General features: G+C 39.8%; 7 protein-coding genes. 6 read left to right on the top strand and 1 reads right to left on the bottom strand.

Annotated elements, in window-relative coordinates:
• The first annotated feature begins 238 nt into the window (after positions 1–238).
• From KZX55_RS01655 to KZX55_RS01645, 3 genes are all read left to right on the top strand, one after another.
• Positions 239–2,797, top strand: a complete 2,559-nt coding sequence (locus KZX55_RS01655) for a pneumococcal-type histidine triad protein (RefSeq protein WP_248023188.1) — start codon at positions 239–241, stop codon at positions 2,795–2,797.
• Between the two features lie 195 nt (positions 2,798–2,992).
• Positions 2,993–3,910, top strand: coding sequence for a metal ABC transporter substrate-binding protein (locus tag KZX55_RS01650; protein ID WP_248023187.1), 918 nt, complete (start codon positions 2,993–2,995; stop codon positions 3,908–3,910).
• Between the two features lie 7 nt (positions 3,911–3,917).
• A complete protein-coding gene (locus KZX55_RS01645) occupies positions 3,918–6,971 on the top strand; it encodes a pneumococcal-type histidine triad protein (RefSeq protein WP_248023185.1) in 3,054 nt (1,017 codons plus the stop codon).
• Positions 6,972–7,007: 36 nt separating this feature from the next.
• On the opposite strand, the gene pepT is transcribed toward KZX55_RS01645, so the two are convergent.
• Positions 7,008–8,231, bottom strand: a complete 1,224-nt coding sequence (gene pepT / locus KZX55_RS01640) for a peptidase T (RefSeq protein WP_248023183.1) — start codon at positions 8,229–8,231, stop codon at positions 7,008–7,010.
• A gap of 358 nt (positions 8,232–8,589) precedes the next feature.
• Here pepT and pitA point away from each other — a divergent pair, with 358 nt between their 5' ends.
• From pitA to KZX55_RS01625, 3 genes are read left to right on the top strand one after another with little or no spacing between them, the layout of a single operon-like run.
• Positions 8,590–11,136, top strand: a complete 2,547-nt coding sequence (gene pitA / locus KZX55_RS01635; protein ID WP_248023182.1) for a vWA domain-containing protein — start codon at positions 8,590–8,592, stop codon at positions 11,134–11,136.
• Complete coding sequence (gene sipA, locus KZX55_RS01630; protein WP_007516429.1) at positions 11,136–11,687, top strand: PI-2 pilus system signal peptidase SipA; 552 nt, start codon at positions 11,136–11,138, stop codon at positions 11,685–11,687. The genes pitA and sipA overlap by 1 nt, the downstream gene beginning before the upstream one ends.
• Positions 11,687–12,928, top strand: a complete 1,242-nt coding sequence (locus KZX55_RS01625; RefSeq protein ID WP_282437513.1) for a DUF7601 domain-containing protein — start codon at positions 11,687–11,689, stop codon at positions 12,926–12,928. The genes sipA and KZX55_RS01625 overlap by 1 nt, the downstream gene beginning before the upstream one ends.
• Positions 12,929–12,931: the final 3 nt, after the last annotated feature.

Below are 12,931 nucleotides of genomic sequence, written 5' to 3'. Positions count from 1 at the left end.
AGTTGCAGGGATTTTTTGTTTTAAAAATTTGGTGATTGATTTTCAATATAGGATTCTCAAATCAGACTGTTCAGATAGAAGATAGTGTAGAAAACAAAAAAATCATTAACTGGTTCATAAAATTCTTGACAAGTTGAAAATTTAGGAGTAAACTATTAACCAGTTAACTTTTAGAGAGGAGTTTCTGCAATTTAGAAATGAATTGCAACTAGAAATATCAAAAAGAAAGAGAGTTTCGATGAAAATTAATAAAAAATACCTTGCTGGTTCTGCGGCAGCTTTAATTTTAAGTGTTTGCTCTTACGAGTTGGGACTGTATCAAGCCAGAACGGTCAAAGAAAATAACCGTGTGTCTTACGTTGATGGAAAACAGGCTGTGCAAAAAACAGAGAATCTGACTCCTGATGAGGTCAGCAAAAAAGAAGGCATCAATGCCGAACAAATCGTCATCAAGATTACAGACCAGGGATATGTCACTTCACACGGTGACCACTATCATTATTACAATGGTAAGGTTCCTTACGACGCTATCATCAGTGAAGAGTTGCTGATGAAGGATCCAAACTATACACTAAAAGATGAGGATATTGTCAGTGAAATCAAGGGTGGTTATGTCATCAAGGTAGATGGGAAATACTATGTCTACCTTAAGGATGCGGCCCATGCGGATAATGTCCGTACGAAAGAAGAAATCAATCGACAAAAACAAGAGCATAGTCAGCATCGTGAAGGAGGAACTTCAGCAAATGATGGTGCGGTAGCCTTGGCACGTTCACAAGGACGCTACACCACGGATGATGGCTACATCTTTAATGCCTCTGATATCATTGAAGATACTGGTGATGCTTACATCGTTCCTCATGGCGACCATTATCATTACATTCCTAAAAGTGAGTTATCAGCCAGCGAATTGGCTGCAGCAGAAGCCTTTCTATCTGGTAGAAGTGGTCAATCGAATACGCCTACTTATCGCCGTAGCAATAACAACAGTGCTAGCAGCGATGTAGATAGATGGACTCCATCCTATAATAATCAAGGCAACAGCTATAACAATCAAAGCAACAGCTATACGAACACGAACACAGCTAACAACAGTAGCGACGATAACCAAGCAAGTCAGAGTGATGAGGATATTGATAGCCTTCTGAAACAACTTTACGCCTTGCCACTCAGCCAACGACACGTAGAATCTGATGGCCTTGTCTTCGACCCAGCACAGATTACAAGTCGAACAGCTAGAGGAGTTGCTGTACCTCATGGGAACCATTACCATTTCATCCCTTATTCACAGATGTCTGAATTGGAAGAACGAATCGCTCGTATTATTCCTCTACAGTACAGTTCGAACCATAGGGTGCCAGATTCAAGACCAGAACAACCAAGTCCACAACCGACTCCGGAACCTAGTCCAAGCCCGCAACCTGCACCAAATCCTCAACCATCTCCAAGCAATCCAATTGACGAAAAATTGGTCAAACAGGCAATTCGAAAAGTAGATGATGGTTATGTATTTGAGGAGAATGGAACATCTCGTTATATTCCTGCCAAGGAATTATCAGCTGAAACTACTGCAGCCATTGATAGTAAGCTAGCCAAGCAAGAAAGTTTAGCTCATAAGCTCGGAGCTAAGAAAACCAACCTCCCATCTGGTGATCAAGGATTTTATAATAAGGCTTATGATTTACTAGCAAGAGTTCATCAAGACTTACTTGATAATAAAGGGCGCCAAGCTGATTTTGACACTTTGGATAAACTGTTGGAACGTCTCAATGATACCTCAAGTGATAAAATCAAGTTGGTGGATGATATCCTGGCCTTCCTAGCACCGATTCGTCATCCAGAACGTCTAGGAAAACCAAATGCGCAAATTACCTACACTGATGATGAGATTCAGGTAGCCAAGTTGGCAGGCAAGTATACAACAGAAGATGGCTATATCTTTGATCCTCATGATATCACCAGTGATGAGGGGGATGCATATGTAACTCCGCATATGACCCATAGTCATTGGATTAAGAAAGATAGTTTGTCTGAAGCCGAAAGAGCGGCAGCCCAGGCTTATGCTAAAGAGAAAGGTTTGACTCCTCCTTCAACAGACCATCAGGATCCAGGAAATACGGAGGCTAAAGGAGCAGAAGCTATCTACAACCGCGTGAAAGCAGCTAAGAAGGTGCCGCTTGATCGTATGCCTTACAATCTCCAACATACCGTGGAAGTTAAAAACGGTAGTTTAATCATTCCTCATTATGATCATTACCATAACATCAAATTTGAGTGGTTTGACGAAGGACTTTATGAGGCACCTAAGGGTTATACTCTTGAGGATCTCTTTGCGACTGTCAAGTACTATGTCGAACATCCAAACGAACGTCCGCATTCAGATAGTGGTTGGGGAAATGCAAGTGACCATGTTCAAAGAAACCAAAACGGTCAAGCTGATACCAATCAAACGGAAAAACCATCAGAGGAGAAACCTCGGACAGACAAACCTGAGGAAGAAAAACCTCGCGAAGAGAAGCCTCAAAGTGAGAAACCAGAATCTCCAAAACCAACTGAGAAGCCGGAGGAAGAATCACCAGAGGAACCAGAAGAACCTCAGGTCGAGACTGAAAAGGTTGAAGCGAAGTTGAGAGAGGCTGAAGAGCTACTTGCAAAGATCCAAGACCCCATTATCAAGTCCAATGCCAAAGAAACTCTCACTGGCTTAAAAAATAACCTGCTATTTGGTGCTCAGGATAACAATACCATTATGGCTGAAGCTGAAAAGTTGTTGGCTTTATTAAAGGAGAGCAAGTAAAGGTAGTAGTATTTTATAGATCTTAAAAACAGGATAGGAGAACTAGAAAAGTTAAAATCGAAAATGAGAACAGAATGTAAGTTCTAGTTCTCATTTTTTTCATGAAAATATGTAAAATATCTTGACATATAGTGTAAATAAAGATAAACTATTTACTAGTTAATTGAATGGTTAAATACTAGTTAAGGAGTAACAATGAAAAAAAGAACATTTCTATTATTAGTGGTAGGTCTCTTGGTTCTTGTCTTAGGAGCATGTAGTCAAAAAGAAAAACAAGAAGCAAAAGGAATGAAGATTGTAACAAGTTTTTACCCAATCTATGCCATGGTCAAAGAGGTATCAGGTGACTTGAATGACGTACGGATGATTCAGTCAAGTAGTGGGATTCACTCCTTTGAACCGTCAGCAAATGACATTGCTGCCATTTATGACGCCGATGTCTTTGTCTACCATTCTCATACGCTCGAATCTTGGGCGGGAAGTTTGGATCCAAACTTGAAAAACTCAAAAGTTAAGGTTTTAGAAGCTTCTGAAGGAATGACGTTGGAGCGTGTACCGGGCTTAGAAGATGTAGAAGCTGGTGACGGCATCGATGAAAAAACACTCTACGACCCTCACACTTGGTTAGATCCAGAAAAAGCAGGTGAAGAGGCACAGATTATTGCAGACAAACTTTCGGAACTTGATAGTGCCAATAAGGAAAAGTATCAAAAGAATGCTAAAAACTTTATCGCTAAAGCACAAGAATTGACTAAGAAGTACCAGCCTATTTTTGAAAAAGCGAGCCAAAAGACTTTTGTTACACAACACACAGCTTTTTCTTATCTCGCTAAACGTTTTGGATTGAAACAACTTGGTATTGCAGGGATTTCCCCTGAACAAGAGCCAAGTCCGAGACAGTTGACAGAAATCCAAGAATTTGTCAAAACTTATAATGTCAAAACCATCTTTACTGAGAGCAATGCTTCTTCTAAAGTCGCTGAGACCTTGGTCAAATCAACGGGAGTTAGCCTAAAGACACTCAATCCTTTAGAAGCAGATCCTGAAAATGATAAAACTTACTTAGAAAATCTAGAAGAAAATATGAATGTTCTTGCAGAAGAATTAAAATGAGGAGATTATGAAAATTAAGAAAAAGTATCTTGCGGCGGGATCGGCTTTAGTCCTTTCCCTGAGTCTTTGCATCTATACACTGAACCAACACCAGCTAGAAGGAAACAAAGATAATAATCGTGTGTCTTATGTCGATGGAAAACAAGACTCTCAAAAAACAGAGAATCAGACACCAGATCAAGTTAGCAAAAAAGAAGATATTCAGGCTGAACAAATTGTTGTGAAAATTACCGATCAAGGTTATGTGACTTCACATGGTGATCATTTCCATTATTACAATGGTAAAGTTCCTTTTGACGCGATTTTCAGCGAAGAACTGTTGATGAAAGATGCCAATTATCAACTGAAAGACGCTGATATTGTCAACGAAATAAAAGGTGGCTACATTATCAAGGTGGATGGTAAGTATTATGTCTACCTTAAAGATGCGGCTCATGCTGATAATATTCGTACGAAGGACGAAATTGAGCGGCAAAAACAAGGCCATACTCATGATGCACCAACTTCTAACAGTGCAGTGGCGCTTGCTCAATCGCAAGGACGCTATACTACCGACGATGGTTACATCTTTAATCCATCTGATATTATAGAGGATACTGGTGATGCTTATATCGTTCCTCACGGTGGACATTACCACTACATTCCAAAGAGTTCCTTATCTGCTAGCGAATTAGCAGCTGCTCAAGCCTACCTATCTGGAACTAGAAAACAAGCAAGTGTGACTGACTATCGTCCGAGTCCAAACGAGACTGGTCAAACTACCAACCCAAGTCAACAGGCTGAAACACCAAGTAATCAAGTTGAGAGTCTTCAGAGTCTATTGCAACAGCTCTATGCTCTTCCAAGCACTCAACGTTATGCTGAATCAGATGGTTTGATTTTTGACCCTGCTAAGATTTCGAGCAGAACACCAAGTGGCGTAGCGATTCCTCACGGAAATCACTATCATTTCATCCCATATACAAAGCTTTCTGCTTTGGAAGAAAAGATTGCGCGTATGATTCCTTTATCTAGCGACAGTGGGAAGCCAACACCTTTGGAAAATCCAAGCAAACCAGCAGAACATCCAGCTCAACCAGATCATCCTCATGACCAAGACGGTGACCATGGAAGTCAGGATACCAACCACGAAGATCATGACCATGATGGAGAGGAGCATGACCATCACCACGGTGAAGAACAAGATCATGGTTTTGCAGCTGACCGTGTTATTAGTGAAGATGAGCAAGGGTTTGTAGTTTCTCATGGAGATCACGCTCATTATTTCTTTAAGAAGGACTTGACTGCAGCCCAAATCAAAGCTGCCCAAGATCACTTGAAAGAAAATCATCAGTCTCAGCATGTTCAACCACTTGCAAAGACTGTGGAAAGTTTCTCGAGAGATGCGAGCGATGAAGAAAAAATCAAGTATATCTCACAGACCTACGGGGTTCAGCTCGAAGCGATTCGTATTTCAAATGGATTCTTTGTCTTTGGAAATCCGGATCAAGCCTATGATCCAACCCATATCCATCCCTATGCTGTTCGAAAAGAACATGTTCGTATTCCTCTCCAAACTGGAAATCCAGAACTGGATTTCCTAAATGAACTGTATACGACTGCCCTACGTGATGGGGTGTCTCCTTATAGTTTGCAAGTAGAAAATGATAGTTTTGTGATTCCTCACGGAGACCACAATCACTATATCAAAGTTCAAACTAAGGGCTATGAAGTAGCTTTGAAAAATAAGATTCCGGCCCTACAATCGACCTATCAACCTGGAGCATTTGATGAACAAACAGTTCTATCTAAGGTGGATCAACTGTTAGCAGATAGCAGAAGTCTCTACAAAGACCAGCCAATCATGCAGAGACGGGTTGAACTTGCTTTGGGGCAATTCACCGAAAATATGAAAAAACTGGCAACAAACTCAACTGCTGGATACCTAGCAGCCTTGGATCTCTTTGATAAACAGTATATCCATGTGGATCAAAGTGTGGCCCCAGTTGAAACTTCACCTTTAGATAAGAAGTACCAAGCCCTTGTAGATAAGATTAATACACTGGATACGGACACTTATGGCTTGCCTAAGAAAGATCTTTTGGTACATTTGCAGGAAGCAAAACTAGCACAGGATGAGACAGAGTTGGCTGCCATTGAAGCGAAACTGCAGGCCTTGCAAGATTTCCGAGATCGAACAGGGGTTACAACAGTAGAGTACATCAAGTATTTCTATGAACATGTATCTGATGGTCGTTTGAGAGAAGAACTTCGGAACCGTGTTGCCAAGTTGACATGGGAACTTTACCAGTCACAATCTTTCCTCAAAGCAACCGACTTGAACAAGTTATTCCCAACTATTTACCAAACTAAGCTAGAAGTAGAAGAAGCTCTCAAAGAAGAACCCGTTTCTACAAAAGCTGGTAAGACTATTCTAGATACGGAAAAAGTAGATAGTCAAACTGCTAAGACAGCCATCTATGAATTCCTAAAAGAGCTCTACGGTGATTTTATGCCAGAAGAGCGGGTTAGCCATGTTAAGAAGGAAGAAGTGGATGCTCTCCTAACTAAAGCTGCCCAACTCCTAGCACGTGTCAAAGAAGATGGTGTCAAACAATCCCTAGCTGAAGAAGCAGCTAATATCAAAGCGGCTACTGAAAAGGAAAATGCAGACCTTGACGAAGCTAAAACACAACTTGAGGATCTCTTGAATCGTATTGCAGCGACTATCCAACGAGAGAAAAAAGAAGCAGAACAAGATCCACAAACGGTGATCATCTACCAAAAACTCTATAATGTCTTGCTCTCTCTTCACAAGTACTTAGAGGATAACAAAGGATCTGATGCTGACTTTGAACGTGTTGATGCCCTATTTGATCAACTTGCAGCCAAAAGCAGTGATAAAGAAGGTCTCCTCACTCTAGCTAAAGAAATCATTAGCTTGAACCAGGAACTCCGTTCAAAAGCAAGTGAAACTGATAGCCAATCTAAGTCCGAGAAAGACAGTGAAACAGCTGCTTCTAAACCAACAGAAAAGCAAGCGCAAAGTGAGTCTGAGACAAGTGCTCAACCAAATGAATAAAAAGAAAGGCGAAGTAGCTGAGCTACCTCGTCTTTTTTAGTCTTTATAAGATACAATGCCAATGATGGTATCCACCGCACGCTCCATAGTTTGAAGGCTGACGTATTCAAAACGTCCATGCATGTTTTCACCACCTGCAAAGATATTTGGAGTTGGGATCCCCATAAAGGAAATCTTAGACCCATCTGTTCCACCACGAATTGGTTCGATAATTGGCGCGATCCCTAAATCTTCCATAACAGCTTTAGCAATGGTAACAGGCGTCATGTCTTTCTCAATGACTTCCTTCATATTGTAGTACTGGTCTGTCAGAGTCAAGGTCACACGATTATTCCCAAACCCTTGATTCATCTTGTCAGCAATAGACTGCATAGCTGCTTTACGAGCTTCAAAGGAATCCTTTTCAAAGTCACGAATGATGTAGCTTGCACGCGCCTCCTCGACACTACCTGTCACATCCATAAGATGATAGAAACCTTGGTAACCATCTGTCAGTTCAGGTCGGTCATTCTCTGGAAGTTGATTATGAAAATCAATCGCTAACTGAAGGGCATTGACCATTTGACCTTTGGCGGTACCAGGGTGAACATTGCGTCCTTGGAAATGGAGTTCAGCAGCAGCTGCTGAGAAAGTCTCGTATTGAAGCTCACCTAGCGGACCACCATCAACAGTATAGGCAAAGTCAACGTCAAAGTCATCTGCATCAAATTTATTGGCACCAACTCCAATTTCTTCATCGGGGCCAAAACCAACTCGAATCTCACAGTGTTTGATTTCAGGATGAGCTGTCAAATATTCGATAGCAGTCATAATTTCAGCAATCCCTGACTTGTCATCAGCCCCCAGCAAGGTCGTGCCATCAGTTGTGATAAGCGTTTGGCCTGTATATTTCTCAAGACTCTTAAAGTCAGCCGGATCTAGTTTAAATCCAGAATCACCTAAGTTGATAGCTTCACCATCGTAATTTTCGATGACTTGCGGATTAACACCCTCAGCATTAAAGTCAGCTGTATCCATGTGGGAGATAAATCCAATCTTACGTGTCAAGCTCGGATCATTAGCTGGCAAGGTCCCAATAGCAAAACCATTTGGTAGGTAGTAAACATTTTGCAGGCCAACACGTTTCATTTCGGGAAGAAGAACATTGGTCGCAAAATCTACCTGGCTCTGCGTACTTGGAGTAGTAGTAGAGTGTTCATTAGAACGCGTGTTGACCTTAACGTAGGTTAAAAAGCGTTCCAAAAGGTTCGGATAAGACATAAAAACTCCTTTTTTTTATCATAAAATAGAATGCAAAACTTCGGAAAAATATGATTTGAGAAATTTCATGAATTTTGAAAAAATATAATAATTCAAATTTAGAAGACTTTCAAAAAATTTTCTGAGTTATTAGAATGAAATATATGCATCTATATTTTATGACATATTTTACTATTTTTTCCATTTTACCACAGAAAACATTGAAAAACAAAGAAGAATCATACTTTTTTGCGATTTATAATAACATGTTTTCAAACACATTGATTGACATGAGTTCAACATTATTATATAATTAACCTATGGATGTTTCAGATTTATATAGTAACAGATTTAAACATATTCTAGTAAGGGAGATAGCATGAACATTCAATATGATTTTAAGAAAATTCAATGTTTCACTAGTCGTTTAGTTATCTTTCTAGCTATTCTTTTTTTGTGTGCACCAATTAATTCTCTACGTGCAGATTCAACAACGGAACCTCAGACAACTCTGCACAAAACGATTACTCCAATTCAGGGACAGGAAGACCAGTATGAGTTGTCACTGGATATCACATCTAAACTGGGAACGGAGACCCAGTCAGAACCCTTGGATGTTGTCCTGGTTGCCGATCTTTCAGGGAGCATGAAAGAGCAAGATGTGAGGTCATCTTCTACTTCAAGATACATAAGTAGAATTGAAGCACTAAAAAATACACTGAGAGGTGTAAATGGTCGTCAGGGGCTCATTGATACAATTCTTTCTAGTTCCCAAAACCGTCTATCTATTGTAGGTTTTGCTGGAAAAATTGATAATCAGTATAGTAATCAGTATTATTCTTGGCCCAATCAATTTGCTGGATATTATTCTGGTGTTTCGACTTATGACGATGCGAAAACCATTTTGAACTGGAGTAATAATTCATACAATGCTAAAACTGCAGTTAATAAGATGGCGATTGCGGGTGGTAATTCTAGAGGGTATGAGCGAGGGATAGGTACAGGTACAAATATTGGTGCTGGTCTGTGGGAGGCAGATGCACTCCTTAATAATGCGAGAAGTAATGCGAAAAAGGTTGTTATTCTACTATCAGATGGTTTTGCTAATATGTATTATGATGAATATGGTTATACTATATACAACTGGAATAATATCGATGCTAAAACAGAAACAGCTCCCAACTGGTTTAATGACTATCTTAAGCAATTCGTATTAGGGATTTCATCAAGCCTGGCACCTAGAATTGATGGATTTTACTCAATTAAATTTCGATACTCTAACACTAGAGATAGTATATCCGATATTAAATCTTACATTAATCAATATAACCCTAATATCCCCAACGAAATATTTTCTGCAAGTAATGAAAATGACTTGCAACAAAAATTCAAAGATATCACTGATAAAATTCTACCTCTAGGTGTACACCATGTAACTATATCAGATGTCTTGTCCAAGTACGTGCAGCTATTACCGGGTAATGCTTCACGCCTTCGTGTCGTCAAAATAAAGGATGGTAATGAGGAAGAACTGAATGGCAATCAAGTGACGATTGAAAGTAAGAAGAACGAACAGGGATTAGTGGAAGTAACAGCCAAGTTTGATCCGAGTTACACTTTGGAGGATGACGCCAAGTACGTTCTCAAGTTTACTGTCACCTCTACCCAAGAGGCATTTGATGCGATTGCGGGTGATAAGACACTTACTAGTGATGATGCCGAAGGAGCCGATGCTACTAAACTCTACTCCAATAAGGGGGCAAAAGTTACCTATTCCTATGGTATTGGGACTTCACATACCAAAACAAAAGACTATTCTGAGAAGCCCACTTTCAAGCCGTCAGATCCATTGACGGTTCCAGTCGAAGTTGAATGGCAAGGTGTGGATGGAAAATCAAATCCATCAGCAAATCGTCCACCTAGTGTTGAATTAAAATTAAACCAAAAGAAAGATGGAAGTACAAAGGATTCCTATCGAAAGGTCACTAGTTCAGTTCAAACGAATAGTTTTACTGAAAATACTAGTTTTGCAAAGGTAGCCAAGGGATATGACTACGAACTGAAAGCACCAGACGCTCCGGGATACACAGTCGAAGTTCAAAATACAGGTACGAAAGAGAAACCATCCTTCAAAGTTATTTACCGACAGCTTCCAAGCCTCACCATAAAGAAAATCCTAGAAGGGGAACAATCACCTAATAAATCTTTCACAATTAATGTTACCCTTTCAGATAAGGATGGCAATCCGATTGACGGCAAGTTTGGGAATACAACAGTTACTAACGGGAAAGCGCAGATTTCTCTCAAAAATGGTCAGGAAACTGCTCTAAGATACCTACCTCGTGATACCCGCTATAAGGTAGAAGAGGTAGAGACCTCTAGAGCGGGCTATCATGTTACCTATGAAAAACAAGAGGGAACTTTGTCAGAGGACGTTCAAACAATCGTCACCAACCACAGACTTCCGACACTTTCAGTCACAAAAAAAGTTACAGGTGCTTTTGCTAATCTTCTGCAATCCTTTAAGATTACCATTAATATCAGGGATGCTCAGAATAGACCATTAAGTGGGACATACAAGGTGAAACTGAATAATCAGATGACTACCCTACAATTCACCAATGGTAAGGCGACAGTCGATCTAAAGAAAGATAAAACTGTTAAGATTCTCGACCTTCCTCTAAATGCTCGTTACAGTATCGAAGAAGAAGCAAGTTCGTCTCGTGGATATCGGGTTTCTTATGAAAATAAAGAAGGCAAGCTTGATGGGGATAAGTCCGCGACAGTCACGAATAATAAAAACAGCGTACCTGAAACGGGAATTGACTTCTTGAGTAGCACTCTCATGCTTGGAGTCGTTCTTCCTCTAGGAGGAATCTTCTTTATCATCTTACTTGGTCACCTTGTGGTGAATAGGAGGAAGTGATGCTGCTTAAAAAGAAACATAAGAAACCAGTAACACAAGTCAATCGGGATAAGTCTCCGCCGAGTGTCTGGGGAGATATCCTTTACTTAGTCAGTAAACTTCTGATGGTTGGATTTGTACTAGCCACCCTTTACTTTTTCGTCTTTGGACTATTAAGATACAATGACGATGGCATGAAGCCAGCCTTAAAAGATGGCGACTTGGTCGTCTACTATAGGTTGGATAAACGCTATTCGATTGGTGATTTGCTCGTCTATAGTTATAAAGGCAAGGAAAGAGTGGCGCGTGTCATCGCAACCGAAGGAAGTACAATCGATATAAACGAAAATGGTCTCATCATCAACGGTTCTCCTCAACAAGAGCAAGATATCTACAAAGAAACGCTGCTCTATAAGGAAGGGGCAACCTTCCCGATGAAAGTCCCAGCAGGACAACTCTTTGTCCTTGGGGACAATCGAACAACGGCTGTAGACAGTCGTGCTTTTGGAACCATCCCTATACAGGATACTCAAGGCAAAGTTGTAACAGTCATTAGAAGACGAGGCTTTTGATGATCATAATGAAAAAAGAAAATAAAAAAACAAAAGGAATAATCATGAAAAAAACATTCTTTAAAAAGCTATTCACTGCAAGCATTGCAGCTATAACCGCTTTGTCCGTATTCAGAGGTGTCCCGACCTTTGCGGATGATAATTCAGCAACAACCAAAGCAAATGGTGAAAATAATGCTGTTGTGAAGATTAATAAAACGTTGAATATTGCAGAGGGAATAACAACACCAACAGCGACCTTCACCTTTACATTTACTGAAAAAGAAGGCACATCTTCTAATGGAGCTCCATATCAAAAAGGTGTTAATATTCCAAATAGGACTGTTAAATATTCTAAAGATGATACACAGGTAAATAATAAAATCGTAAAGGCAACTGATAACATATTTGATGGTGTTACTTATAATCATGCGGGTGAATATGTTTATGTAGTAAAAGAAGAAAAATCAGGTTGGAGTGCTCTTGAAAAAGATGGTAAAAAAATTGATTCAATGAGATACGATACCAGAACATATGATATGCATGTCATTGTAAAAAATAAAACAAGTAATGGCGTTTATATCTCATCAGTTTACTTCAAAGAGAATAAGACTTTAAGTACAGGTAAAGTAGAGCCAAGTGGAACAGGGGTTTATGATTTATTTGATAATACTTATGCTAAAGATGCTAGTCGTGATCCTAACCCTGAAAATCCAGATAAAATTAATCCAACAGCAAAAGCATTAACAATTACTAAAAAAGTTGACGGAGCCTCAGGGGATAAAACAAAAGATTTCCACTTCCATATTCATATTCAACTTCCAAGCACCAACAGTACAGCTGAATCTCCATTGAAAATGCTTGTAGTACAACATGGTGAAACATCCAATACAATTGCGGTGTTGAGTTCAGGAATCGTTGACTATGATTTTACTTTGAAGCATGGTGAAACCTTTACTATTGATCAATTGCCGGCTGGATCACACTATACACTAACTGAAACTGGTGTTCCAGGATATACAGCATCATCAGTATATTTGACAAACGGGACATCAACTAATGGTGCGGCTGGACAATTGGGTCAAGATTATAAAGTTGAGAATATCCTTCTTGGTGAAAAAACAAACAACAACACCGTTACCAATAAAATTAATGACGTGACTCCTACTGGTCTCTTGATTGACAACCTTCCATTCATCTTGATGATTGGTCTTGGTTTGGCTGGATTTGTTGTCTTGTCTAAAAAACGTAGAAAAGCCTAAACG

This window comes from Streptococcus halitosis, from assembly GCF_023147855.1.
GTDB lineage: Bacteria > Bacillota > Bacilli > Lactobacillales > Streptococcaceae > Streptococcus > Streptococcus halitosis_B.
Note: the sequence above shows the minus strand (reverse complement) of the source record. Positions and strands in the feature narration are given on the sequence as shown.